28 protein-coding genes are annotated in these 22,727 nt (G+C 64.9%); 13 read left to right on the top strand and 15 right to left on the bottom strand.

Going from position 1 to position 22,727, the window contains the following annotated elements; all coding sequences use genetic code 11:
- Positions 1 to 145 precede the first annotated feature (145 nt).
- On the top strand, positions 146 to 415 hold the full coding sequence (locus ABZV42_RS26540) for a type II toxin-antitoxin system Phd/YefM family antitoxin (RefSeq protein WP_355985746.1): 270 nt from the start codon (positions 146 to 148) through the stop codon (positions 413 to 415).
- Positions 408 to 671, top strand: a complete 264-nt coding sequence (locus ABZV42_RS26545; RefSeq protein WP_355985744.1) for a type II toxin-antitoxin system RelE/ParE family toxin — start codon at positions 408 to 410, stop codon at positions 669 to 671. The genes ABZV42_RS26540 and ABZV42_RS26545 overlap by 8 nt, the downstream gene beginning before the upstream one ends.
- A gap of 84 nt (positions 672 to 755) precedes the next feature.
- Here the strand turns inward: ABZV42_RS26545 and ABZV42_RS26550 are convergent, their stop codons facing one another.
- From ABZV42_RS26550 to ABZV42_RS26590, 9 genes are all read right to left on the bottom strand, one after another.
- Positions 756 to 1,388, bottom strand: coding sequence for a hypothetical protein (locus ABZV42_RS26550; protein ID WP_356053839.1), 633 nt, complete (start codon positions 1,386 to 1,388; stop codon positions 756 to 758).
- 710 nt (positions 1,389 to 2,098) lie between these two features.
- Positions 2,099 to 3,307, bottom strand: a complete 1,209-nt coding sequence (locus ABZV42_RS26555; RefSeq protein ID WP_356053842.1) for a tyrosine-type recombinase/integrase — start codon at positions 3,305 to 3,307, stop codon at positions 2,099 to 2,101.
- Between the two features lie 99 nt (positions 3,308 to 3,406).
- Positions 3,407 to 3,592, bottom strand: a complete 186-nt coding sequence (locus tag ABZV42_RS26560; RefSeq protein WP_356053844.1) for a helix-turn-helix domain-containing protein — start codon at positions 3,590 to 3,592, stop codon at positions 3,407 to 3,409.
- A gap of 15 nt (positions 3,593 to 3,607) precedes the next feature.
- A complete protein-coding gene (locus tag ABZV42_RS26565; protein ID WP_356053934.1) occupies positions 3,608 to 4,135 on the bottom strand; it encodes an NUMOD4 domain-containing protein in 528 nt (175 codons plus the stop codon).
- 383 nt (positions 4,136 to 4,518) lie between these two features.
- Positions 4,519 to 5,481, bottom strand: coding sequence for a hypothetical protein (locus tag ABZV42_RS26570; RefSeq protein ID WP_356053847.1), 963 nt, complete (start codon positions 5,479 to 5,481; stop codon positions 4,519 to 4,521).
- A 1-nt stretch (position 5,482) separates the two neighbouring features.
- Positions 5,483 to 5,776, bottom strand: a complete 294-nt coding sequence (locus tag ABZV42_RS26575) for a hypothetical protein (protein WP_356053849.1) — start codon at positions 5,774 to 5,776, stop codon at positions 5,483 to 5,485.
- Positions 5,776 to 6,267 carry a helix-turn-helix transcriptional regulator gene (locus ABZV42_RS26580; protein ID WP_356053851.1) on the bottom strand — a complete coding sequence of 164 codons (492 nt, stop codon included), beginning with the start codon at positions 6,265 to 6,267 and terminating at the stop codon, positions 5,776 to 5,778. Before ABZV42_RS26580 ends, ABZV42_RS26575 begins: the two co-directional genes overlap by 1 nt.
- 325 nt (positions 6,268 to 6,592) lie before the next feature.
- On the bottom strand, positions 6,593 to 7,126 hold the full coding sequence (locus tag ABZV42_RS26585; RefSeq protein WP_356053853.1) for a hypothetical protein: 534 nt from the start codon (positions 7,124 to 7,126) through the stop codon (positions 6,593 to 6,595).
- Positions 7,116 to 7,337, bottom strand: a complete 222-nt coding sequence (locus ABZV42_RS26590) for a hypothetical protein (protein WP_356053855.1) — start codon at positions 7,335 to 7,337, stop codon at positions 7,116 to 7,118. The genes ABZV42_RS26585 and ABZV42_RS26590 overlap by 11 nt, the downstream gene beginning before the upstream one ends.
- A 597-nt stretch (positions 7,338 to 7,934) precedes the next feature.
- On the opposite strand from ABZV42_RS26590, the gene ABZV42_RS26595 reads away from it, so the two are divergent.
- Complete coding sequence (locus tag ABZV42_RS26595; protein WP_356053857.1) at positions 7,935 to 8,708, top strand: histone-like nucleoid-structuring protein Lsr2; 774 nt, start codon at positions 7,935 to 7,937, stop codon at positions 8,706 to 8,708.
- 403 nt (positions 8,709 to 9,111) lie between these two features.
- Positions 9,112 to 10,425 carry a hypothetical protein gene (locus tag ABZV42_RS26600; RefSeq protein ID WP_356053859.1) on the top strand — a complete coding sequence of 438 codons (1,314 nt, stop codon included), beginning with the start codon at positions 9,112 to 9,114 and terminating at the stop codon, positions 10,423 to 10,425.
- A 115-nt stretch (positions 10,426 to 10,540) separates the two neighbouring features.
- On the opposite strand, the gene ABZV42_RS26605 is transcribed toward ABZV42_RS26600, so the two are convergent.
- Positions 10,541 to 10,876 (bottom strand): hypothetical protein, encoded by a 336-nt coding sequence (locus tag ABZV42_RS26605; protein WP_356053861.1) that lies wholly within the window; start codon positions 10,874 to 10,876, stop codon positions 10,541 to 10,543.
- A 370-nt stretch (positions 10,877 to 11,246) separates the two neighbouring features.
- Here ABZV42_RS26605 and ABZV42_RS26610 point away from each other — a divergent pair, with 370 nt between their 5' ends.
- The 4 genes from ABZV42_RS26610 to ABZV42_RS26625 all read left to right on the top strand — a co-directional run bounded on the left by ABZV42_RS26610 (position 11,247) and on the right by ABZV42_RS26625 (position 12,732).
- Positions 11,247 to 11,480, top strand: a complete 234-nt coding sequence (locus ABZV42_RS26610) for a hypothetical protein (protein ID WP_356053863.1) — start codon at positions 11,247 to 11,249, stop codon at positions 11,478 to 11,480.
- 452 nt (positions 11,481 to 11,932) lie between these two features.
- On the top strand, positions 11,933 to 12,085 hold the full coding sequence (locus ABZV42_RS26615) for a hypothetical protein (protein WP_356053865.1): 153 nt from the start codon (positions 11,933 to 11,935) through the stop codon (positions 12,083 to 12,085).
- 1 nt (position 12,086) lies between these two features.
- Complete coding sequence (locus tag ABZV42_RS26620) at positions 12,087 to 12,386, top strand: hypothetical protein (RefSeq protein WP_356053867.1); 300 nt, start codon at positions 12,087 to 12,089, stop codon at positions 12,384 to 12,386.
- Between the two features lies 1 nt (position 12,387).
- Positions 12,388 to 12,732, top strand: a complete 345-nt coding sequence (locus tag ABZV42_RS26625; RefSeq protein WP_356053869.1) for a hypothetical protein — start codon at positions 12,388 to 12,390, stop codon at positions 12,730 to 12,732.
- Positions 12,733 to 12,842: 110 nt separating this feature from the next.
- On the opposite strand, the gene ABZV42_RS26630 is transcribed toward ABZV42_RS26625, so the two are convergent.
- From ABZV42_RS26630 to ychF, 3 genes are all read right to left on the bottom strand, one after another.
- Positions 12,843 to 13,595, bottom strand: coding sequence for a hypothetical protein (locus ABZV42_RS26630; RefSeq protein ID WP_356053870.1), 753 nt, complete (start codon positions 13,593 to 13,595; stop codon positions 12,843 to 12,845).
- Between the two features lie 56 nt (positions 13,596 to 13,651).
- Positions 13,652 to 14,533 carry a hypothetical protein gene (locus tag ABZV42_RS26635; protein ID WP_356053871.1) on the bottom strand — a complete coding sequence of 294 codons (882 nt, stop codon included), beginning with the start codon at positions 14,531 to 14,533 and terminating at the stop codon, positions 13,652 to 13,654.
- A gap of 424 nt (positions 14,534 to 14,957) precedes the next feature.
- Positions 14,958 to 16,046: a redox-regulated ATPase YchF gene (ychF, locus tag ABZV42_RS26640; RefSeq protein ID WP_355975516.1), complete on the bottom strand. Its 1,089-nt coding sequence runs from the start codon at positions 16,044 to 16,046 to the stop codon at positions 14,958 to 14,960.
- Between the two features lie 403 nt (positions 16,047 to 16,449).
- Between ychF and ABZV42_RS26645 the strand changes: the two genes are divergently transcribed.
- Entirely contained in the window at positions 16,450 to 16,821 is a 372-nt protein-coding gene (locus tag ABZV42_RS26645; protein ID WP_355975518.1) for a DUF6542 domain-containing protein, read from the top strand.
- Positions 16,822 to 16,851: 30 nt separating this feature from the next.
- Here the strand turns inward: ABZV42_RS26645 and ppgK are convergent, their stop codons facing one another.
- Together ppgK and ABZV42_RS26655 are read right to left on the bottom strand one after the other, a co-directional pair.
- Positions 16,852 to 17,601, bottom strand: coding sequence for a polyphosphate--glucose phosphotransferase (gene ppgK, locus ABZV42_RS26650; RefSeq protein ID WP_355975520.1), 750 nt, complete (start codon positions 17,599 to 17,601; stop codon positions 16,852 to 16,854).
- 29 nt (positions 17,602 to 17,630) lie between these two features.
- Positions 17,631 to 18,644 (bottom strand): 4-hydroxy-3-methylbut-2-enyl diphosphate reductase, encoded by a 1,014-nt coding sequence (locus tag ABZV42_RS26655; RefSeq protein WP_356053872.1) that lies wholly within the window; start codon positions 18,642 to 18,644, stop codon positions 17,631 to 17,633.
- A gap of 92 nt (positions 18,645 to 18,736) precedes the next feature.
- Between ABZV42_RS26655 and ABZV42_RS26660 the strand changes: the two genes are divergently transcribed.
- The 4 genes from ABZV42_RS26660 to ABZV42_RS26675 all read left to right on the top strand — a co-directional run bounded on the left by ABZV42_RS26660 (position 18,737) and on the right by ABZV42_RS26675 (position 22,683).
- A complete protein-coding gene (locus ABZV42_RS26660) occupies positions 18,737 to 20,110 on the top strand; it encodes an APC family permease (RefSeq protein ID WP_356053873.1) in 1,374 nt (457 codons plus the stop codon).
- Between the two features lie 92 nt (positions 20,111 to 20,202).
- Positions 20,203 to 21,411, top strand: a complete 1,209-nt coding sequence (gene xseA, locus ABZV42_RS26665) for an exodeoxyribonuclease VII large subunit (protein ID WP_355975527.1) — start codon at positions 20,203 to 20,205, stop codon at positions 21,409 to 21,411.
- 9 nt (positions 21,412 to 21,420) lie between these two features.
- Complete coding sequence (locus ABZV42_RS26670; protein WP_355975529.1) at positions 21,421 to 21,660, top strand: exodeoxyribonuclease VII small subunit; 240 nt, start codon at positions 21,421 to 21,423, stop codon at positions 21,658 to 21,660.
- Between the two features lie 432 nt (positions 21,661 to 22,092).
- Positions 22,093 to 22,683, top strand: a complete 591-nt coding sequence (locus tag ABZV42_RS26675; RefSeq protein ID WP_355975532.1) for a malonic semialdehyde reductase — start codon at positions 22,093 to 22,095, stop codon at positions 22,681 to 22,683.
- The last annotated feature ends 44 nt before the right edge of the window (positions 22,684 to 22,727 follow it).

Genomic DNA, 22,727 nt, shown 5'->3' on the forward strand with positions numbered 1-22,727 from the left:
CGTGGAGCACAGCGCTCCGACCTGCGGAAACGTCGATTTCGAAGGTCCCATCCAGCACGCATCCAGCACGGTGGCGGTTCATCCAGCACGCCCGAGCAACCGGCGGCCGTTGTGTACACATGCGACACTCGGTACCCTTGGGCGCATGACGCAGCCACTACCCATAGAGTCCATCCGCGATGTCCGGGCGCACCTGGCCGAGGTCGTGGAGAGGGCCGACCGCGACGACGTGCCCACGGTGATCACGCGCCGAGGCAAGGAGGTAGCGGCCGTGGTGTCCATCGAGGTACTGCGGAAGTACCAGGAATGGGAAGAGCGCGAGATCAACCGAATCATCGACGAGCGCATGGCGAGCCCGGCGGCCGGAATCCCGATCGAGGACATCATGAGGGAGACGCTGGCGCGCAGTGAGTGAGTACCGAACGGTCTTCCACCCTGAGGCACAGGCCGAGCTCCGGAAGATCCCTCGCGACATGGCCCTGCGCATCCTGGCCAAACTGACCGAACTGGAGAGCGACCCCCTCGGCTTCAACACCACCGCGCTCGTGTCACAGCCAGAACGCCGTCGCCTGCGAGTCGGCGACTACCGGGTCGTCTACACGATCGACAACGGAGAGGTCGTGGTGTGGGTCGTCCACGTCGGGCATCGCTCCACCGTTTACGACACCTGATCCCGACTGATCCAGCGTCTGAACATCCAGCACAGGTCCGGCACGGGCAGGCCTCTTACAGGGAGTCTTCTGCACAGGTGGGGATTACTCCATCTCGCTACTCCGTTCCCACTGAGCACTGTTCCAAAGCGACGTGATGACAGGAACCATGTGCTCGGGATCCTGATAGGGAGCCATCTCCGAAAGTGCTCTGACAAACTTATGCAGCATGCCGAGGGAGAACTTTTCAGGCTGCATAAAGTTCTTGCGAAGCGTCTCACGCGTGTTCAGCTTGAGGCCCATGACAACGACAGCCTCGGCGAACGTTGGCGTGCCAGCATCGACATACAGAAAGTACAGGCAGCGTCCTAGATTCCTTCTAGCGCCCAGGGAATCCGCATGGGGCGGCCCCCACGGCCTCCTGGAAGAGTTGATCGGCTGAGTGGTGTGAGCCGAAGCCGCCTGCCTTACAGCGTCGTCGTGATCTGCAAACGCACTAGTTACATCGTCGCCCCAGTCAACGGGTGTTCCACCTGTAGCGTCAGCCGTCCCAGCGCATTCAGCACTATCGCTGGGAGCATCCTCCTGCCCTCCTATTGCCGCTTCATCCCAAAGCATGTGGAACCGAGCCACTTCAGGCTCAGCTTCCAAGCCAGCAATATCCTGAGCAAGGATAAGAACGATCAGCGCGAGGAAACCCCAGGCGGGAGGCACCGGCTTTGAGAACAGGTCATGCACGCGCCCGTGACTACCGATCCCGTTCGTCCTGCGGGCCAATTCACGCGTTGACGGAAACCCAGCCTTCCGATGCAGCGTATGCAGCTCTTCGCTCAGCCCTCGCATGGGCCCATCCGGCAACTCCGGCGCCCTCAGCCTTGCCACAGCCTCCCCCTCCGGCGCGAACCTCGCCCACTCCACGTAACACGCGTCTGATCCCGTCCAGTGACGTCTGATGTTGTCCAACACTGTCCAGAACTATCAAAACCGCACTCACAACGGGTCACTCTCGATGAGTCAAGATCGAGCGAGAGGACGCGAAATGGCTCTGCAACCACTGCTAATCGAGGGCCTGCTCACTCAGCTACCCGCAACCCTGATCACTGCTGGCTTGACAGCTGCGGTCAGTTGGGCAGTACGCCGCCGGCGACGCCGGAGGGCAGGAGAGCACACAACCGATCAGGTGACAGCGATCCCACCGGCAGGGCTGAGCGAGGGTGACTGGGCGTCAGGAAATCCAGCACGGGATGGACGACGGGGCCGACCCTCGATAGAGTCGACCCCTTCTGACCTGCATGTTTGCCACGTCAGCGACGTGGTGTTATCTCATCCACTCACACGTTGAAGCGGAACTTTCAACGAGGGCCATGCAGCCCAGTAATCCCAAGGGTTCCGCCCTCTCTCAGGCCGCCAAGTCACCACCAAGTCACCACCGTCCGGAGAGATGCCGCTCAGGCCGCTACAGTCAGGGAAACCGGCGAATCAGGACGAAGCGCACCCTGGATTACGTCCCGACACCGGTCCCAAGCCTCAGCGACGATGTGACCGTACGTATCCGCCGAGACGTTGATCGACCTGTGCCCGAGCCACCGGGAGACCTCCAGGAGGCTGACGCCGTTTGCCAGAGCCGTTGAGGCGAAGAAGTGCCTCAGTGAGTGCGGGGTGAACCGTGCCTCGCCCCGCCCATCCACCAGGCCAGCCGCAATGCAGGCTTTCTTGAAGTGGTAGCCGTAGGTCGATGCCGTTGGCATCGTGCCCTTGCCCCGCTCACGGGGCGAGAAGAGCACTTCCAGGCCGTCTACCTCGACCGTGCCCCACCGCTCCAGGTGAGCATTGATCTCCTCGTCCAGGAAGGGGGCCGTGGGTATGTCCCGGTACTCCTCGGCGGTGCGGTGCTTCAGAGGCACCAGCCGGGTCACGCAGTCGCCGCGGTTGGCCTTGGCGCTGACCTGGCGACGCAGCCGCAGGAAACCGTCACGCTGACAGTCTTTCGAGAAGCCCAGGGCCTCACTAATCCGGAGGCCGGCACCGGCCATCAACCACACGGTGAGCCGGTACTGAGGTGAGATCGCATCTGCCAGAGCGTTCACCTCAGCCAGGGTCGGGATCTCGTCCTGGTCTACTGCGAGCGTCCCTGTCTTGAGCTGGGGCACGTCATCACAAGGGTTGAACGGGATGCGTCGTTCTTTCACGGCCGCCGACATCATCCCGCGCAGGACGTTCATGCGGTCGTTGACCGTGGCAGCAGCAAGGCCACCCCTCACCATCTCGGCCTGAAGCGTCTTGACATCTGCGGTAGTTAGACCGGCTATCGTCTTCCGCCCAAGGTTCGGCACCAGATGGTTCGTGATGAAGCCCTGGTAGTTCCGGCGCGTGGATTCATGAACGATGTGGCGAGAGAGCCATTCCTCAGCCCAGACACGGACGGGAATCTTCCCGCGGTCCGGGTCGACGTATACGCCCTGGTTCTTGTCACTTTCCGTCTGGGCCGCGAATATCTCAGCCTCACGCTTGAGCTTGAATGAGCGTTCCCGCTTCCTTCCCTGCCTACCTCCGGGCTCTCGATATGAGACAGTCCAGGAGTGACCGCACCGCGTCTTCTCGCACGGGAAATCTCTGCTCTGCTGATCGGTCTTGCACCTCTGGAAGATGCTCGCCACGCGCGTTGTTCTCCTCTGCCCTAACGAACACCGGAGGGTGTTCCTTCGACTGAACCAAATTCCTACACCACAAAGACCAAACCGCACAATGGGCTTTCACTACTGGTTCTCGTGTTGCTCCAACCAGTGCTCAACATCCCGAACACGGAATCTCAGATGGCGGCCGACACGAACATGGGGGATGCCCCAGGTCCGATACTGCGCATACAACGTCTTCTTGGATATTGCCAGGTACTCCGCCATCTCGTTCGGACCCATGAGACGGTTAGATCCTCCAGCCGCCATATTTCCTCTCCCGATCTACTCGACGTGTTGCCACGTCTTACCGGTCAATGCCAGATGCATCGCGGCTGGTGTCACTCCGAAGTCCTCGGCCAGAGCAGATGCGCCCGTCCGATGATCACCAGGCACATAAACGCGTCGACAGAACCGAACGATGCCCTCAGTCAGCTTGGCGTTCGGATGATCCTCACCGCGGACTTGGCCATCCAGATGAAACGCAGACATCACCTCTGGAGACACGTATTCGAGGTTCACCAGCCGGTTATCGTTGTTGTTTTTGTTGAGGTGGAGCACAAGGGCCTCAGCCTCGGACGGCTCCCCCACAAAGGCAAGCATCACGAGACGATGCACGAGCTGACGCAGGTACTTCCCGTCTCTCCGGAGCGACACGTAACGCAGGCCCTTTTTGTGCGGCTGGTCCCGAAGGATCGTTGACTCTGTGGCACGGTCAGGCCGGCCGCGAGCTTTCCAAGAACGGACGCGGCCAAGAGAGCTGACGTCGTACCAACCATCAAAGCCAGGAACAGGCTTCCACTCCTCTTCCATCACCGGACCCCCATCTCTTGCTCCAAGGCACGGCGCTTATGCCAGGCCGAGGAGCACGGGTGACAGCGAACAGAAAAGCCGTCAGGCTGGGCGATATTGCGAGGGAAGGAACCGATCGGCGACTCTTCCCCGCAGTCCTCGCAAGACTTTGATTCGGGCCGTGCGTCCTTGTGAGAGGGACGCCCGAAAAGCTCTAGCCAGTGCTCGGGACAGTACCGAGCCACAGAACGAGGGGCAGTAATCACCCCAGAGGCGGTGCATTCGTACGACCAGCAGGGATTCAGCATTGTTTTCACTCCAAATGAGCGAGGGGCCCTGGCGGCTTAGCCAGGGCCCCTCTATCCATCCCGTGAGGTAGCGGGCGGTCTATCGGTTTTGGGGAATCAGATGTTCACCCAATCCGAGAAGTCGAAATTTTCCAGAGCTTCCTTAGCCTCGGCGGGCCAGTCGGAATAGGGTCGCTGAGTCATCTTCGACTCTCCGTTGGCCGTCCTGATCTCCTGCGAGACAGTGACTCGACCAAGCTCAATATCCTCGTCCAGAAAGCTCTGGAAAACCTCGTTCTTCACCCGGAGATGGGCGGCAGGGATCAGCTCAAGGATCTGAGACCGGAGGTATTCGAGCCGATCCCAACCATGGAGCTGCATCGCCTTGGCGTCGAACGTAGGAACCTGCCGAATCTTCCGATCCACCATCGTGGCGATCTGGAGGGCTTGAATGGACTCCTCGGTCAGCACTCCCCCGCTGGTCTGCCACGCCTGCGCAGGGTGCAGGTGCGTACGGCCCTGGTTCGCCGAGCCAACAAAGGCACCCTGAGCCGTCTCAGAGCCTCGCGTCACCGCGAACAGAGCGGCCTTCACTGCCTTCCCCAGCTCCGCGTCCGCGGCCCGCAGGGCAGCCTGGGCCTTGAGGTACTTCTCCTTGGCAGCATCGGCAGCGGGAATAGCCTTCTCCGCCCACTGGGGAAGCTCGGCCGGCCAGGCGTCCTCGATCGCCTTACGAGCGTCAGCGATCAGCTCGTCGTGCAGCTTGAGAGTCTGCCGATACTTGGCGACCTTGGCCTCAGCGTCCCTCACCAGCTTCGAGTGATCACCCAGAGGCTTACCCGCCGCAACATCAGTCTTGTCTTTCTCATGCTTCTTCACCTTGGCATCCACGATCACCTGAGGCGTGATCTGCTCAGGGCCGTTCTCAGTCCACCGAAGAGCGTGACAGTCCTTGTTGGCCTTCACGAACGCATCCCGGGATTCCTGCGCCTCGTCGTACTGCTTCAGCAGCTTCGCAAAATCACTGGAGGGCTCGAAATTGCCCCGAATGAATTCGAGTCGTTCATCAGTCAGCTTCATATCAGAGACCCTTCATAAGACCGTCAAGGAGCCCGTCCTTACGGGCCTGCATGATTTCCTGGTGGGACATGTTCCGGAGATCGGCCCGGGAGAGCTGATTGGCACCGGGAGCACCCTGCCGACCGAGGCCGATGTCTTGGGCGTACATTGCGTTCTCCTGGACAGGGGAAGGAGCCTCCGCGGCTCGCTCAATATCGCGGGCCGTCGCTGCCTCCCAATACGGGGCATGAAGGTCCATCAGCCGCTCCGCCTTCTTGTCGCGCTCGAAACCCTGCCAGTTCGTTACAGCTGCCATCAGCTGGCCTCCTCAGTGAGGCCAAGAGCCTTGGCCATGCGTTCGAAATTCTCCGCCGACGGGGTTCGGCGGCCCTGCTCGTACTTCTCGATGGTGCTCGCACTCAGTCCGGCCTCCTGAGCGAGGCGGACCTGAGACCAGCCCCGGGCTCGCCGTGCCTCTCGAAACCGATCCGGGTCATAAGTCATCGGAGTCCCCTCCCAGTTAGGTGGTGTAGGTGTGATGGTCAAAGACCAAATGAGAAAGCCCCCTCGTGAGCGAGGGGGCAACTCTTGACTAACTAACAGCTCAACAAAGAGGAGTTCTAAAAAAACTCTCTTCATAGATAATGTCGGTGTCCATCTGTGGGATCTGGGACACCTCCACCGGAGATTGAGACGGAGGTCACAGAGGCCAAGGCGAGGCAGGAGCCCGCAGGGAAGCAAGAGGCCCCGTACGGCCTTCTGCGGGCCCGGAAGCTTACTTCTGGAGCCTGGGCGCCCTTGAGTCATCAAAGGCGCTCACGGCGCTCTGAGCGCCTTCTGTGGCCTCTCGCGGTGTGGCGGCCGGCGCACGAAAGGCACTCAACTCTCTTGCCTGGGCTGCCCTGAAGCAGACCAAGGACTAACTACACAGCTAGCCAGGGCTTGAGAGGCCCTGGCCTACTGACGACATACAAAAGGCGCCTTCAGGGGGCGCCTACTAGTGATCTTGTTTAGTTGTTCTGCTGGTCCTCCACCAGGTCGGCCCAGGTACAGAAAGCCGCCCCTTAAAGGCGGCTCCCTCTATTTAGAGAGGGAGCTTCTAATCTTCCCAGGTCAGGAGGTATGTGCAGTCTCAGTTCTGAGACTGCTTGTGCCGTTCGGCTCGTTCCCGAACTCCTGCCGCCCAGTCGGCGTTGCCGATGCCCGTACGGTCCATGTCCCCCGGGTCGACCCAACCCCCGAGGCTGTTCGACCAGAAGTGACCGTGGCAGTCACGGGAGCACTTCTGTCTCCTCTTGAGGCCCTGTGAGGCTATCTCCGTGGGTACCGCGAGGAAGGTGGTCGTGGAGTCCGGGGCCAGCATCCCTGTCTCCCTGAGGGTCTTGAGGGTCCGGAAGAGGCTCGCTCTGGAGATGTCTGGGAAGACTGCTTCCAGCTCCCCGGCCTCCAGGTGGACATGCCCCACGTTGTTCATCTGGTCGCAGATGAAGGTGTGTACTCGCCACTCCTTCGGAAGGGTCGACTGCGAGACCACGGGGTGCACTCCTCCGTGCTTGTGCATCTTCCAGAACATCCCTGGTTCGTAGGGCTGCTCTGCTGTCTGGCGTTGCCACGCCTTGCCGTCCGACTTGAGCGGGCCGGCCTCCGTCTTGGTGTCAGATCTCATTCACGTTCCTGCCTGTTGCCTGCTGTATCAGCTCGTCCGCGTCCTCCAGGACCATCGGCACCATGGCGTCATCGATGGTCCGGTACGCCAGGGGGAGGCTGTAGCGGAGAACCTTTTTCATGAACCAGGCCGCACAGTCCCGGTCCATACCGCCCTGGTACACAGCCACGGTGACGCCCTCTAGGAAGGCGTCTTTCTCGGCCTTGGTCATGGTCTCTCTCCTCTCCATTGCGCTCGCTTCTGAGGCACTCTTGTACCTAATTTCAAGGTACATATATACCCTGGCATTGTCCAGTCTGTTACCTGGCCGTGATGCTCACTTGGATTCGAACTGCGCCATTGCTGGCGCACCAAGGTGGACACCTTTTACTTTGTTTCACGACTGCCTCATCGGACGCCGAGAACCCTCGGTGTCAATATTCAGATTCCGGGACAGGAACTGTCGAAGATGAGACTCAGGTCACTCCTCAGACCCGTTCCATCACGACAAACACGCAGGTCAGAGCCGCATCGACAGCTCCAGCGGCCCCTTTTTTGTGCATTCCGAGAAAGACGCCAAATAATACAAACCCGTACACCATGACAAGACGGCACCCCCGGTGGGTCCTTTCTCTTTCGAATTAGGTATTACCCCCGTATGCATTGTGAATGCAATTCAAATTCACTCCATTTTCTGTTATCGCTTCGAAATCTTAGCGTGACCGTCTCGGGATAGGTTTTCTTTGAATGGATGAGAGAATAGAGACGTAGGAAGACGTCAGGCGACGAGCCGATATGAGTCGACTCTCAAGGCAAAGGAAGCAGGCAAATGCGCAAGACGGTTGTGATTGAGGTCGAGAAGACGTTCTGCGATGCCTGCGTGCGTAAGGGCGTGGAGGTGGAGGCGACCGAGGTTCTGTCCCTGGTCACCTCTGCTGAGGGCGCCTCTGACCGTGCATGGGACCTGTGCCTTGTCCACAGCGTCACGTTCGGTCGCTACCTCATAGACACCCTGGGCATGGGTGAAGGCACTGTGTCCGAGGCTGCTGCCGAGTCTGTTTCCGTGCCTGAGGTGGACGAGCACCAGGGCGTGACCGAGGCTGAGCCCGAGGCCGTTGCTGAGCAGCCCGCCGAGGCTGCGCCTGTGGCTGAAGCGGAGCGCAAGGGCAGTGTGGTTGTGGCTGGCCTGCCTGATGACTACAGCGTGACTGACTACCGGGCGGCCTTGACCAACCTGGGCTACAAGACGGTGCACAAGGCGCAGGGCGACACCGTAGGCATCATCGTCGGCACCAACGGAGCCAACGCCGTTGGCAAGCTGCTGGACGCCAGTGAGAAGGCGCTCCCGTGCCTGGACACGAATGAGCAGCCTGGCGCATTCAGGGCCGCTGTCTCGGCCGGTGTGCTGACGTTCCCTCACGCTGTGCCTGCTGTGGCCAAGGTCTACGCCGTTCGCAGCACTGAGCCCGAGGCCGGTAGCCCGGAAGCGATCCGTGCGTGGGCCAAGGCCAACGGTGTGCACTGTGCATCCAAGGGCCGGATCAGTGCCAAGATCCGTGAGGCTTACAAGGCGGACGCAGCGGGAAAAGCGGATGCGGCCTGAGGGAGTCTGAGAACGGGGCCGCGGTAGCGGCGGCCCCCGCTCCCAAGAGGGTCGCTCGCAAGCACCCAACGCCCAAGGACACGACCGTATGGCGGTCGGCCCGAGGCAGCTTTCCCACCAAGCCCAGCCGTAAGGCATTCACCGCTGGTTCGTGGGTGAGGTGGACCGGCACGAACGGCCGTGACTACCAGGGCATCGTGTCGACCGACCGGGAGACGCTTCACCACGTGAGCCGTGAGGTCCCGTTCGGGCCCCGGTCGGCCCGGGTGAAGGCCGTGATCATCCCGGCCGATGGCTCAGAGATTCTGCCTCTGGCACTGCCTAATGCGAACCACTACAAGGCAGAGGCCAAGCAGGCCGGCCGATGGATGCAGGTACAGCGAATGGATATGGAGGACGCAGCGTGAGTGACGTTCAGATGTACGGCCCCATTGGGCAGGCCGTGAAGGCCGTTGCTCCCAAGGTCGAGACTGACCCGGTCGGCATCTACCTGGCGGCGCTCAGCCTGTGGTCTGCTGCCATCAGTGGCACGGTCACGGTGGAGGGCCGTGCGCCCCTGGTGTGGTCCGCCCTGGTGGCCAAGACGGGCCGCGGTAAGGGCACTGCGCTGCGGGCAGCCAAGCACATAGCTGGGCCCGGCATCGGTCGGTTCCTGGGCACACACACTGCCTCTGGCCTCACCTCGGGGGCGTCCCTGGTGAACGCTCTCTTCGAGGCCCAGGAGACCTCTTCCGAGACTGAGCACGGCACCGATGTGCGCATGTTCGTGGAGGAGGAGGAATGGCAGGAGACGCTTCGGCGCGTGAAGCGTGACCCGTCTTTCACGGGCAAGCTTCGGTTGGCCTGGGACGGTTCCGTGTTGCGGAATACGACCAAGGAGGGCCCTCAGGAGGTCCGTGACCCGCGCATGGTCATGCACACACACTGCACCCCGTCTGACTGGAACAAGTACGTCAGTGCTGATGAGGCTGCGGGCGGCTCGTACAACCGCATCCTGCCTGTGATCCTGGGCAGTGCACACCTGATCCGGAAGCGGTCGGCCCTACCTCACGTCGACCCGTTCTCTGAGGCTTACGCGTGGGCCACGGCCAAGCGTCGCGTGATGGTGATGGACGCTTGGGCCGAAGACCTCTATTTCGTGATCCGCCGTTACGGGTCCATTCTCAGTGAGTCCCTGCCTGAGGTTGAGGCTGCGATGATCCAGCGCACGGCAGAGCAGACGCTCAGAGTTGCGGCCTGCCTCGCAGCAGCCGACATGACCGAGGTGATCACGGAAGACATCCTCTTGGCTGCGTTTTCATTGGTGCGCCGTTCCGTGCGTGACGTCCTGGTGCTCACCCGTGGGCAGGCGACTGCCGCCAAGGCGCCCGTGAGGACGCTTGAGGAGAAGGTTCGGGAGCGCATTGCCAGCCTGGGAGGCAAGGCGTCTTCCAGTGATCTGCTGCCGTTCCTGCGAGTGTCCAAGGCTGCTGTGGAAGCCATCCCAGGCATCGTGATGATCCACGCCCGCAACGGGAAGCAGGGCCGCCCGGTCACGTTCTACTCGTTCGGGGAAAAGCATGGGCCGGCCAGCTCGGAGAGCGGGACGCAGCGTCCTGCCTCGCCTAGGGTGGCTGCCGCGGTCAGGGCCACGCCGAAGCGGGTCACGGTTCGCATCCCTGCCCCGGCTGCGCCTGTGGCCGTTCAGACTGACAACCCGTTTGCTGCCCTGATCTAGTAACGCTCGGATGTAAGGCCCCCGCTAGGCGTCAGCATCGCTGATGCCGACTGGCGGGGGCTTTCCTCGTTCTTAATGCACATGCCCTTAGGACCGGGCGGGAGCGCAGTCCGCTTCAGGCCGGCGTGGAGCCACCCCGGGAATAAGACTGAACAGTCTGAGTCCCGTATTTGGTCGTCCTCTGATACCCGGATACCTCGTGCTTGCAAGGGGATTGGCGTTTCTGGTCCCCGGCTACGGGCTCGGAGAACGATTCGAAGACCTCACTGTCCTCGGTCTCGTCCTCCTCTCCGTCGAGGCTGGCGAGCACAGCGGCCAGGCCCACGACGCCGACGACGCCGAGCGTCGTCTTCCAGTGCTTCCGGCACCAGTTCTTCGCGGTCTCAGCGAAGGAGGCGGGATCGCCGTCCTCGGGGGTGGGCTCGCTGGGCGTGGGCGCATTCACCTGCACAGATCTACCGGACCCATCCCTCACCTGTCAGGCAATCACCCGACATCGCCCAATCAAGTGCAGTGATCGTTCCGCACCACCAGGGCGAAGGACGTGCAGAGGCGCCGGGAGCCACCGTGTCCGGTCCGGCCGGTATGGCTCATGTACTCGACATCGACGGCGGCCCCGTCCGTCGACGGGGGTGGCCTGCCAACCGCACTCGCATGTCAGACACTCGACCTCGAAGGTCACGTCAGTGTCCGGGTGCTGGGTGATCCGGTGCTCGACATAGCGCAGGGCGGAACGGGGCATCAGGCGTCACCGCGTCCTTCTAGAAGGTGCGTTCGGAGGACGACGTTCGCATCTGACGCCTTCTAGTAGTACTCGACTGATGGCCAGGGAGATCCGCAGGAACTCAGAGATGTGGGCCGCGGTCGGCTTCTACGTCTGTGCTTCCTGCTGGCGGTCGGAGGACCAGGCGCCCGCGGCCGTCGAGGAGAAGGTGCCGGCCGGTGGCTACGAGGTCCCGGAGAACTTCCTCGAACTGGCTGCGGAGGACAACACCGATGAGGCCAAGACGTACCGGAAGCGCCGTTGCGAGCAGTACAGCCGGACCGGCAAGTGAATCCCTCTGAGATGCCAAAGCAGCAGCCTGTAAGGCTAGTTCAGGGGCGATACGGCAGAGTGACAAGCAAGTGGAACCGTCTCGGCAACGATCAGAGCTAGGACGAGGGAAGCAAGTAAAAAAAGAACGGCCCCGGACAGGGTAAGTGTCCGGGGCCGTTCGCTTTCACCTTACAGGGCAGAGAGGTCATCCAGACCTCTTCTCGCCAAACGATCAACTACGTATGATCATCTATCACACGAACCATGTGGAGGGTACACCTAATGAGACGCTCGCTGACGGCAGTTGCCTGCATCGCAAGTCTGGTGCTCGTCGGCTGCTCGTCGTCGTCCGGCCTGGACACCACCTCGTCCGAGTATCAGCAGGGGTGGAACACCGTTGTAAGTTTCGGCCTTCCGGACGGCGTTAGTCGGGTCATCCAGAGTGATACCGACGTGTGCAAGATTCCGATCGTGTACAAGACTTCCCCGAACGGTGCCACTTCCGCGCTGTACAGCCACTGGGACTACAGCGACCACCAGCGCAAGGAATGGTCGCACGGCTGTCTCGATGCCCTCCGCAACTTGACCGACTACAAGGTGCCGCAGCAGAGTTGGGAGAACTGACGTGAGCGACAAGACGAATCTGGAGTACTGGGCGTTCTTCCCTGCCGGGTTCGCCGGCATGGGCCCGGAGGATTTTGGAATCAAGGTGGGCGAACGGAAGGAGGACGGCAACTATGACGCGACTTTCCTCGTGCCTGCTGAGAAGGAGTGGCAGATAGCCAGGCTGCTCATGCACCTGCTGTCGAACAACTTTGTGAGGGAATCCCGCCCTATGCAGGTTACGAAGACCGAGCACATAACTCGGATCACGGTTGAGTACCCCGGTTACCTCGGAGACCCGAACGCGGAGCACAAGTACTGATATGCCGGCGAGTGAGACAGCAGAAGCCCCCAGCATTCAGTTCATACACGTCGAGGCCGAGGCACCTACTTGGGACATCGTGATGGGCGGAAGCACGGTGGGGCTGGTCAGGTTGAACTTCCGTAGCGGCAAGTTCGAGGTCGCCATCGACACTGCATTCGGCTACAGCAAGACCGTCCAGAAGGCCGTTGACGAAGCCGAGCATCAGACGGTGGAAGACATCAAGGCCGCCGTCCTGCGGGGATATACCGAACATCTCACGGTGTTGCAGCGGCTCAAGGTCGTTGACCGAGAGGGCCGCCCGAAGTTCATCACCGTCCCCATGGGCGGCAAGCCCAAGAACTGAAACAATGTAAAGTCCCCCGGCTTCAGCCGGGGGCTTTACATTTCCTTTTCTCACCCAAGGTAGACCCCTCTACCTCAGCCAGTGGGCCTCACAGAGCCTCTGGCGGGGCGTCAGGCAGTCCGGGGATGGTGCCGGTAGTAGGTGGCCGGAGAGATGCCCAGGAACTCGCAGACACGGGCCACGGTCGGCTTCTCACCGCTGTCCCTGGCCAGCCTCTCGCGGGCTTCCTCGATGTCCTGGCCCGTCACCCTGGTACCCCCGCGCTTCCTCGGGGTCATGTCCAGCTCGATGCTGTCGATGGTCTCCGCGGCTTCCTCAACGGCTGCGCCGGCCTTCAATTCCAGGTGCTTGGTCACGCCGAGAACGGCGACGGTGCGAGAGAGGAGAGCCTTCCCCTCGTGCTCGATCAAGGCCGTAAGCAGGCGAGAGTTGGTCTCTCTCAGTTCGTCTATCTCCTCGGAAGCGGAGACGGCCTGAGAGGGCGTCTCCGCCATGTGGATCAGGTGACCGATCACCAGAGGCGGGATACAGGAGACAGCCACAGTGAGGAACGCTGAGCCTGCCATGTACGTCTGCTCGATCAGGTGAGAGATCGACTGCGCCGACATGGCCAGCAGGAGAGCCATCAGGGCCCCGATGAGAGCTGTTGCCTGCCCCGGGAGCTTGGCCTTCCTTCGGTACGTGGCGATGGCGCCTGCTGAGAGCGCGTAGACGCTCAGGCAGACCGGCATGGCAGGGGCGTACCTGGCAGACCATCCCGCAGTGGAAGCAAGGGAGATCTCACCGGGAATGGACAGGTACAGGGCCGCGAGGCAGGCCGCGGGGAGGGCGAACCTCAGGACGGCCTTGATATACCAGGGCATGGCTGAAGTAGGCATGGGAGTCCTCTCAATCGAGGGAAGTCGAAGGGGTTCTCAGCTCAGAGAGAGGGCTGAAGCTCAACGCCGAGGTGATCGGCGGCACGGGTCATCTCGGCCCGGCAGTCAGAGCAAACGTCGCCCGGGGTGCCGTTCTTGATGGGCCGTTGACACCCGCCGCACTCGACCCGCACGGGGGCAACAGGACGAGGCGTCGGAACCCCAGCACTGGGCATGCGTTCCGGCGTGAAGGTCTTCAGCCGGTGGGAGATCAGGCCCGGGACAGAGCCGATCTGCTCAGGGAGGGCCGCGGTGAGGCACTGAAGGATTTCGTCGCTGCGGTAGTCCTCACGCAGCCACGGCACGACCTTGGGAGCCAGGCGAGCAATCTCCTGGTCGGAGAGGGTGAGGCTCTTGTGCAGGCTCAGCCGCTCAAGGACGCGGCGGGCCTCACGGCCCATCTCGCGGCTGATCTTGGTCAGGAAGGTGTCATCCCCCTCCCCACCCTTCTCGGCGCTCTCAGGAGCGAGCGGAGCGGCTTCCTGAGGCTGGCGGGTGGGAGGGGTGGTGTTCTTTTCTTCTTCCGTCTTACTCCCTATGGGAGAACCGCCGACAGCCCGACCAGTCGCTATCCCGACCGTCGGGAACCGGTCAGTCGGAGAGGTCTCAGCGTCGGGGGTGTCCGTGACGGTGGTGATGGTGACCCATCGGCCCGTCTCGGGGTCCTGCACCTTCGCGCGCTTGACGTAGCCAGCCTCGATCAGCTCGTTCATGGCCATGGAAACCGTGCGCCGGCCGTTGGGCACCTGGCCAGTGATCTTCTCGACCGTTGCCCCCGAGCCATCGGGGAGGGAGAGGAGGCGAACGAGGAGGCCCACGGCCTCAAGGGAGAGGTTCCCGTGCCTCGCTATGGCGTTCGGGATTTGGACGTACTGACGCGCCAAACGCGTACGATGAATCCGCATCTGAAGCTGAACCCTTCAGGTGTGTAGTAGCGCCCGGTTGCTGCCGGGCCTGCTGTTGCCCCTCAGGGATTCCAGTCCCTGGGGGGCTTTGTTTTGCGCGGTGAACTTACAGCACGTTATGACATACGTCCAACATCACCACTCTGCGTGACAATGATCGGGAGCCTCAAAGGTGGCGTCGGCGCCACGGAGGGCACCGCATTGAAGCCTGAACCGCCCCCAAGAGAAACCCCAGGTCAGAGCGATGCAGCCTCCAGCCTGGAGTCACCACCAAGTCACCACGGGAACGCGTAACAGCGGGTTTCAACGGGGATGAACGAGGAAAGGCCAGATCCGAAGATCTGACCTCTGACCTGCGCTTATGCCCCTTGACCAGCCCTCTTAGCGATCAAGGCAAATCGCCCTACACGTTGAAGCGGAACTCCACCACGTCGCCGTCCTGCATGACGTAGTCCTTGCCCTCCATGCGGGCCTTGCCCTTGGCGCGGGCCTCGGCGACGGAGCCCATTTCGACCAGGTCGGCGAAGGAGATGACCTCGGCCTTGATGAAGCCCTTCTGGAAGTCGGTGTGGATGACACCGGCGGCCTCGGGGGCGGTCGCGCCCTTCTTGATGGTCCAGGCGCGGGATTCCTTGGGGCCTGCCGTCAGGTACGTCTGGAGGCCGAGGGTGTCGAAGCCGACCCGGGCCAGGGTCGCCATGCCGGGCTCCTCGACGCCCACCGACTCCAGGAGTTCCATCGCTTCCTCCTCGTCGAGCTCGGCGAGGTCCGCCTCCAGCTTGGCGTTGAGGAAGATCGCCTCGGCGGGCGCGACCAGGGCACGCTGCTCGGCCTTGAAGTCGTCGTCGACCAGCTCGTCCTCGTCGACGTTGAAGACGTACAGGAACGGCTTGGTGGTGAGCAGGTGCAGGTCGTGCAGCAGCTCCTCCTTGCCCGAGCCCTGGACGATGCCCGCGGAGAAGAGGGTCTCGCCCTTCTCCAGGATGGCCTGGGCCGCCTCGACCGCCGCGACCTTGGGGCCGATGTCCTTCTTGATGCGCGACTCCCGCTGGAGGCGCGGCAGGACCTTCTCGATCGTCTGGAGGTCGGCGAGGATCAGCTCGGTGTTGATCGTCTCGATGTCGTCCTTGGGCGAGACCTTGCCGTCGACGTGCACGACGTTCTCGTCCTTGAAGGCGCGGATGACCTGGCAGATCGCGTCCGACTCGCGGATGTTCGCGAGGAATTTGTTGCCCAGACCCTCGCCCTCGGAGGCGCCCTTCACGATGCCGGCGATGTCGACGAAGTCGACGGTGGCGGGAAGGATCTTCTGGGAGCTGAAGATCTCGGCAAGCTTCGCCAGCCGCGCGTCGGGCACGCCGACCACGCCGACGTTCGGCTCGATCGTGGCGAACGGGTAGTTGGCCGCGAGCACGTCGTTCTTGGTCAGGGCGTTGAACATGGTCGACTTGCCGACATTGGGCAGACCGACGATTCCGATCGTGAGCGACACGTTGCGACTTCCCGTACGAGAGGTGGGCGAAGGGCCCTCCATGAGAGCGGGCCGATCCACCAGTCTACGGCGTGACCCGGACCGGACCGGCGAGGTATCGAACGCATGGCCAAGCTCTTTCCACAGCCTCGCCTTCGGCCGGTCTCCGGCGTGTCCGATGAGCCATTCCACACATAAAACGACCTAAGTTGGTCCAGTGGAGCAACACAGGACGCGTCCCCCTCAGTACAGACCGCGACGCGGGGCACCGGTTCCGGCACAGGCCGGGCGAGCCGCGGACGGCGGAGTCCGAAGGGACGGCCCCGCGGCGCGGCGGCCCGCGCCCGCACGTCTCCGGCAGCCGCGCCGCACGTCGCACCCCCGGCTGACCGGGCTCGGCGGGGGCCTGTTCTGCGGCGCGTCGATGTTCGCGCTGGCCTGCCTGGACGCCCTGCTGTTCGGCGGGTCGGCGACGGTGTACGGGGTGCTGTTCCTGCCGGTGTGCGTGCTGACCGCGCTGTGGGTGCGGCCGGGCGACCTGGTGACCGCCCCCGTGGCCGTACCGATCGCCTTCGCCTTCGGGCTACCACCGATCGCCGACGACGGCGGAGGCGGCCTCGCTGGCCACTTCATGGGCCTGGTCACCGCGCTCGCGCTCCAGGCGGGCTGGTTGTACGGGGGAACGCTGGCCGCGGTCCTGATCGTGGCCGTCCGCAGGATCCGGCTGCTGAGCCGCCGCGCCGCCCAGCGCCGGGACCGGGCGCGCGACCTGCCGTCAGACCGGCAGGCCCGCTGATCCCTCGTAGCCTCGCGGGCGGCCCGGCCGCTACCGGGAGACCTGCGCCGCCCGCATAGCCGCGCCCACGATGCCGGCGTTGTTCTGGAGCTGCGCGGGGACGATCTCCGCCTTGATGCCCTCGATCAGCGGCAGGAACCTGTCCGCCTTGCGGCTGACACCGCCACCGATGATGAAGAGTTCAGGGGAGAAGAGCATCTCGACGTGGGCGAGGTACTTGGTGACGCGGCGCGACCAGTGTTCCCAGGTCAGTTCGTGGTCGTCCTTGGCCTTGGTCGAGGCCCGCGTCTCGGCGTCGTGGCCGTTCAGCTCCAGATGACCGAGCTCGCTGTTCGGGACCAGTTCGCCTTCGGTGAAGACGGCGCTGCCGATACCGGTGCCGAAGGTCAGCAGGATGACCGTGCCCCGGCGGCCCTTGCCCGCGCCGAACTCCATCTCGGCGACACCCGCCGCGTCCGCGTCGTTCAGGACGGTCACCGGCAGACCGCCGAGCCGCTCGCCGAGCAGCGCCCCCGCGTCGATGTCGATCCAGGACTTGTCGACATTGGCCGCCGTGCGGATGGTGGAACCGCCGGTCACCACACCGGGGAACGTGATGCCCACCGGGCCCGTCCAGCCGAAGTGGTCGATGACGTCCTTCACACCGTCGGCCACCGCGTCGGGCGTCGCGGGATGCGGGGTGAGCACCTTGCAGCGCTCCTCCGCGAGGTCCCCGCGATCAAGGTCCACAGGGGCGCCCTTGATCCCGGATCCGCCAATGTCCACACCGAAGATCTTCATGGCCCTACGTTACGTCGTACGGCTGACCGTCACTTCCCGGACGGACCACCGGTGCGCGCCTCCACCAGTGCGGCCGCCTCGGCCCGCAGGTCGCGGCGCAGCTCCTTGGGGAGCGAGAAGGTGATCGACTCCTCGGCGGCCTTGACGATCTCCACGTCCTCGAAGCCACGCCCGGACAGGAATTCCAGGACCTGCTCGACGAGGACCTCGGGGACGGAGGCGCCGGAGGTGACGCCGACCGTGCTCACGCCCTCCAGCCAGGCCTCGTCGATCTCGTCGGCGAAGTCGACCAGGTACGCGGCGCGGGCGCCGGCGAGCTTGGCGACCTCGACCAGCCGCACCGAGTTGGAGGAGTTGCGCGACCCGACCACGATGACCAGGTCGGCCTCCGCGCCCATCTGCTTCACGGCGAGCTGACGGTTCTGCGTGGCGTAGCAGATGTCGTCGCTCGGCGGGGAGATGAGCAGCGGGAACTTCTCCTTCAGGGCGTCGACCGTCTCCATGGTCTCGTCCACGGAGAGGGTGGTCTGGGAGAGCCAGACCACCCTGGAGGGGTCGCGGACCTCGACCTTGGCGACGTCCTCGGGGCCGTCGACCAGGGTGATGTGGTCGGGGGCCTCTCCGGAGGTGCCGATGACCTCTTCGTGGCCCTCGTGCCCGATGAGGAGGATGTCGAAGTCCTCGCTCGCGAAGCGGACGGCTTCCTTGTGGACCTTGGTGACCAGCGGGCACGTCGCGTCGATGGTGGCGAGCTTGCCGGCGGCGGCCTCGTCGTGGACGACGGGGGAGACGCCGTGGGCCGAGAACATGACGATGGACCCCTCGGGGACCTCCGCCGTCCGCTCGACGAAGATCGCGCCCTTCTTCTCCAGGGTCCGCACGACGTACTTGTTGTGGACGATCTCGTGCCGGACGTAGATCGGAGCCCCGTACTGCTCGAGGGCCTTCTCTACGGCGATCACGGCGCGGTCCACGCCCGCGCAGTAGCCACGGGGGGCGGCGAGCAGGACACGGCGGCCGGGCGAAGCAGTCATGCCCACCATCGTAAGGCCGCGCCCGGCAGGTCGAGGATCGCCTCCTCGGAGAGACTGTGGGCAGTCGTGGGGGCGGGACCAGGCGATTCCCGGGAGGCACGATGTCCGACGCGCGGACCACCGCCGGCACGGACCCGGCGGAGCGGGAACTGCGGCGCAGCCTCGGCTTCCGGGACCTGGTCGTCTACGGGCTGCTGTTCATCGCCCCGATGGCGCCGGTCGGGGTCTTCGGGACGCTGGACGCGAAGTCGCACGGGGCGGTCGCGCTGGTCTACGTGGTCGCGACGGCCGCCATGGCGTTCACCGCCTTCAGTTACGCCCAGATGGTCCGGGTGGTCCCCCTGGCGGGTTCGGTGTTCGCCTACGCGCGCGCGGGACTCGGCCCCGAGGCCGGGTTCGTCGCCGGGTGGATGGTGATGCTGGACTATCTCCTCATTCCGGCGGTGGCCTATCTGTTCTCCGGGATCGCGATGAACTCACTGGTCCCGGAGGTGTCCCGGTGGGTGTGGACCACGCTCGCCGTCGTCGTGACGACGTTCCTCAACCTCCGCGGGGTCCGTACGGCGGCGCGCGTCGGTTTCCTGGTGCTCGTGACGGAGATCGTGGTCCTCGCCGTCTTCGTCGTGTCGGCGGCCGTGGTGCTCGGGGGCGACGGGGCGCAGCGCGGCTGGCTGTCGCCGCTGACGGGTGACGGCACCCAGGGCGCGTTCGCGCTGTCGGCGGTGATCGGCGCGGTCTCGGTCGCCGTCCTGTCGTTCCTGGGCTTCGACGCGATCGCCTCCTTCGCCGAGGAGGTCACGGGCGGTTCGGAGAAGGTGGCCCGCGCGGTGCTGTTCTGTCTGGCGCTTGCGGGTGTGCTGTTCGTGGCGCAGACCTATCTGGCGGCGCTGCTGGAACCGCTGCCGTCCGCGCGGCTCGCCGCCGACCCCGCCCTCCAGGGTCCGGCCTTCTACGACGTCGTGGACGCCTCCGTCGGTTCGTGGCTGCACGATCTGGTGGCGGCGAGCAAGGCGGTCGGCGCGGCCTTCGCGGCACTGGCCGGGCAGGCCGCGGCCGGGCGGATCGTCTTCGCCATGGCCCGTGACCGGCGGCTGCCCAGGGCGCTGGCGCGGACCGGCTCCGGAGTGCCGCGGGCGGCTCTGCTGTGCGCCGCGGTGATCACACTGGTCGCGGCGGTCTGGGCGGCGCGCCGCGACGACGGCCTCGACAGGCTGGTCTCGGTGGTCGACATCGGCGCGCTGACCGCGTTCACGCTGCTGCACGCGTCGGTGGTGGGCTGGTTCGCGGTACGGCACCTGGGCGGGCCCGTGGTGTGGTGGCGGCACGTCCTGCTCCCCGTGCTGGGGGCCGCGGTCACGGTCGCGGTGATCGTCGAGGCGTCGGGAACGGCCCAGCTGGCGGGTCTCCTCTGGCTGACGGCAGGTCTGGTGGTTCTGCTCGCCCAACGGGGGCGGTCGGGGGCCGCGACCGGGTAGCGCGGCCGGCTCCGTGGCCGTCGTTCACCGGCCCGGGCCGGGGCGGTCCGGGTGCGCGGGCGTTGTCGGTGGGGGCCACTACGCTCGGGCGCATGGCTCTCAACACGTCCGCGGACGCTCCGCTGCCCGTCGGCGAGGTGTCGCGGCTCATCGGGGGATGGATCGACCGGCTCGGCGCGGTATGGGTCGAGGGGCAGATCACCCAGTTGTCGCGGCGCCCCGGCGCGGGCGTCGTCTTCCTGACGCTGCGCGACCCGTCGCACGACATCTCGGTGGGCGTGACCTGCTACCGCCAGGTCTTCGACGCGGTCGCCGATGTCGTCAGCGAGGGCGCCCGGGTGGTCGTCCACGCCAAGCCGGAGTGGTACGCACCGCGGGGGCAACTGTCCCTGCGGGCCGCCGAGATCAAGCCGGTGGGCGTGGGGGAGCTCCTCGCCCGCCTCGAACAGCTGAAGAAGTCGCTGGCGGCGGAGGGGCTGTTCGCCGCCGAGCGCAAGAAGGCGCTGCCGTTCCTGCCGCAGCTCATCGGGCTGGTGTGCGGGCGCGCGTCCGCGGCCGAGCGGGACGTGCTGGAGAACGCGCGGCACCGCTGGCCCGCCGTCCGCTTCGAGGTGCGCAACGTCCCCGTGCAGGGCGTGCACGCCGTACCGCAGGTCGTACAGGCGGTGCGGGAGCTGGACGCTCTCGACGAGGTCGACGTGATCGTCGTGACGCGCGGCGGCGGCAGCGTCGAGGATCTGCTGCCGTTCTCCGACGAGCAGCTCGTCCGCGCGGTCGCGGCCTGCCGCACGCCGGTCGTGTCCGCGATCGGGCACGAGCCTGACACCCCGCTGCTCGACCTGGTGGCCGACCTGCGGGCCTCCACACCGACGGACGCCGCGAAGAAGGTCGTACCGGACGTCGGCGAGGAGTACGAGAGGGTGCGGTTCCTGCGGGACCGCGCGCGGCGCTGTGTGCGGGCGTTCGTCGACCGGGAGGAGCGCGGCCTCGCGCACACGCTGGCCCGGCCCTCGATGGAGGATCCGCACCGGATGATCGACGAGCGGGCGGACCAGGTCTCCGCCCTGCTCGACCGCGGCCGGCGCACGCTCGGGCACCTGCTGGACCGCGCGGACTCGGAGCTGACGCACACCCACGCGCGCGTGGTGGCCCTCTCCCCCGCGGCGACACTCCAGCGGGGGTACGCGGTGCTTCAGCGGGCGGATGGTGATGTGGTCCGGGACCCGGCCGAGGTCGCGGCCGACGAGACCCTGCGGGCGCGGGTCGCCGAGGGTGAATTCACGGTTCGAGTCGATGCATAGGGTGGGCGCATGACCAGCAAGGTGGACGAGGCGCTCGGGTACGAGCAGGCGCGGGACGAGCTGATCGAGGTCGTACGCCGCCTGGAGGCGGGCGGTACGACCCTGGAGGAGTCCCTGGCGCTCTGGGAGCGCGGCGAGGAGCTGGCCAAGGTGTGCCGGCGCTGGCTGGAGGGCGCCCGGGCCCGCCTGGACGCGGCCCTGGCCGAGGAGGAGTCCCCGGAAGGGAACACGGGCCCGGGCTCCGAGTGAGGAGCGCGTCCGGCCCGGGCTCCGAGTGAGGAACGGGTCCGGCCCCGGTCCCGAGTGAGAGCGGGCTTCGGTCCCGTCCGGGTGAGAAGCGGCTTCGGCCCCGTCCCAGTGAGAAGCGGTACCGGCCCCCGTCCGGGTGAGGAGCGGCTCCGACGCCCGTCGCGGGGGACGAGCGGCTCCGGCGCGCGCCCGGCAGCAGCTGCGGCCGGCTCGGCGGGGGCACTACGAGGCACCCCGACCGGCTCGGCGCGGCGCTGCGCGACAGCTCCGGTGAGGCCCCGCGATGCCGCGCGGCCTCGTGTTTTCCGTTCGCACGTCTGTGAAGCGGATCACGACGCCCCGGTTTTGGTTGAACTTTAAACCTCTTCGACGTACTGTCGTAGACGCAAGCAGATCCCCCGGGATCCACCGCACATACCGAGAAGGTTCTTCATGTCTCTCGTCCTTGACCCCACCGCTCAGGACCTGCTGTTCCGCGAGGCCCGCACGGCGAACACCTTCACCGACGAGCCGGTGACCGACGAGCAGGTTCAGGCGATCTACGACCTGGTCAAGTATGGGCCGACCGCCTTCAACCAGTCGCCGCTGCGCATCACCCTGGTCCGCTCCCCCGAGGCCCGTGAGCGCCTGGTGCGGCACCTCGCCGAGGGCAACCAGGCGAAGACCGCCGCGGCCCCGCTCGTCGCGATCCTCTCCGCGGACAACGAGTTCCACGAGGAGCTGCCGGCGCTCCTCCCCCACTTCCCCGCCGCGAAGGACCTCTTCTTCTCCGAGCGTCCGGTCCGCGAGGGTGCCGCCGCGATGAACGCCGCGCTCCAGGCCGCGTACTTCATCATCGGCGTCCGCGCCGCCGGCCTCGCCGCCGGTCCGATGACCGGTGCCGACCTCGCCGGGATCCAGAAGGAGTTCCTGGACGACGACCACACCCCGCTGATGATCGTCAACATCGGCAAGCCGGGCGAGGACGCCTGGTTCCCGCGCTCCCCGCGCCTGGACGCCGAGCAGGTCATCACGACCGTCTGACCGACGGTCCCGGTCGGACGGCGGTGCCGTCCGATCCGCACCCG

Source organism: Streptomyces sp. NPDC005281, from assembly GCF_040607495.1.
Classification (GTDB): Bacteria; Actinomycetota; Actinomycetes; order Streptomycetales; family Streptomycetaceae; genus Streptomyces.

Excerpts from the sequence above, each read along its gene's own strand:
- ABZV42_RS26540 (WP_355985746.1), top strand. The coding sequence starts at position 146 with ATGACGCAGCCACTACCCATAGAGTCCATCCGCGATGTCCGGGCGCAC.
- ABZV42_RS26560 (WP_356053844.1), bottom strand. The coding sequence starts at position 3,592 with ATGGCGGCTGGAGGATCTAACCGTCTCATGGGTCCGAACGAGATGGCG.
- ABZV42_RS26565 (WP_356053934.1), bottom strand. The coding sequence starts at position 4,135 with ATGGAAGAGGAGTGGAAGCCTGTTCCTGGCTTTGATGGTTGGTACGAC.
- ABZV42_RS26570 (WP_356053847.1), bottom strand. The coding sequence starts at position 5,481 with ATGAAGCTGACTGATGAACGACTCGAATTCATTCGGGGCAATTTCGAG.
- ABZV42_RS26575 (WP_356053849.1), bottom strand. The coding sequence starts at position 5,776 with ATGGCAGCTGTAACGAACTGGCAGGGTTTCGAGCGCGACAAGAAGGCG.
- ABZV42_RS26580 (WP_356053851.1), bottom strand. The coding sequence starts at position 6,267 with ATGACTCAAGGGCGCCCAGGCTCCAGAAGTAAGCTTCCGGGCCCGCAG.
- ABZV42_RS26585 (WP_356053853.1), bottom strand. The coding sequence starts at position 7,126 with ATGAGATCTGACACCAAGACGGAGGCCGGCCCGCTCAAGTCGGACGGC.
- ABZV42_RS26590 (WP_356053855.1), bottom strand. The coding sequence starts at position 7,337 with ATGACCAAGGCCGAGAAAGACGCCTTCCTAGAGGGCGTCACCGTGGCT.
- ABZV42_RS26595 (WP_356053857.1), top strand. The coding sequence starts at position 7,935 with ATGCGCAAGACGGTTGTGATTGAGGTCGAGAAGACGTTCTGCGATGCC.
- ABZV42_RS26610 (WP_356053863.1), top strand. The coding sequence starts at position 11,247 with ATGGCCAGGGAGATCCGCAGGAACTCAGAGATGTGGGCCGCGGTCGGC.
- ABZV42_RS26625 (WP_356053869.1), top strand. The coding sequence starts at position 12,388 with ATGCCGGCGAGTGAGACAGCAGAAGCCCCCAGCATTCAGTTCATACAC.
- ABZV42_RS26630 (WP_356053870.1), bottom strand. The coding sequence starts at position 13,595 with ATGCCCTGGTATATCAAGGCCGTCCTGAGGTTCGCCCTCCCCGCGGCC.
- ABZV42_RS26645 (WP_355975518.1), top strand. The coding sequence starts at position 16,450 with ATGTTCGCGCTGGCCTGCCTGGACGCCCTGCTGTTCGGCGGGTCGGCG.
- ppgK (WP_355975520.1), bottom strand. The coding sequence starts at position 17,601 with ATGAAGATCTTCGGTGTGGACATTGGCGGATCCGGGATCAAGGGCGCC.
- ABZV42_RS26655 (WP_356053872.1), bottom strand. The coding sequence starts at position 18,644 with ATGGTGGGCATGACTGCTTCGCCCGGCCGCCGTGTCCTGCTCGCCGCC.
- ABZV42_RS26660 (WP_356053873.1), top strand. The coding sequence starts at position 18,737 with ATGTCCGACGCGCGGACCACCGCCGGCACGGACCCGGCGGAGCGGGAA.
- xseA (WP_355975527.1), top strand. The coding sequence starts at position 20,203 with ATGGCTCTCAACACGTCCGCGGACGCTCCGCTGCCCGTCGGCGAGGTG.
- ABZV42_RS26670 (WP_355975529.1), top strand. The coding sequence starts at position 21,421 with ATGACCAGCAAGGTGGACGAGGCGCTCGGGTACGAGCAGGCGCGGGAC.
- ABZV42_RS26675 (WP_355975532.1), top strand. The coding sequence starts at position 22,093 with ATGTCTCTCGTCCTTGACCCCACCGCTCAGGACCTGCTGTTCCGCGAG.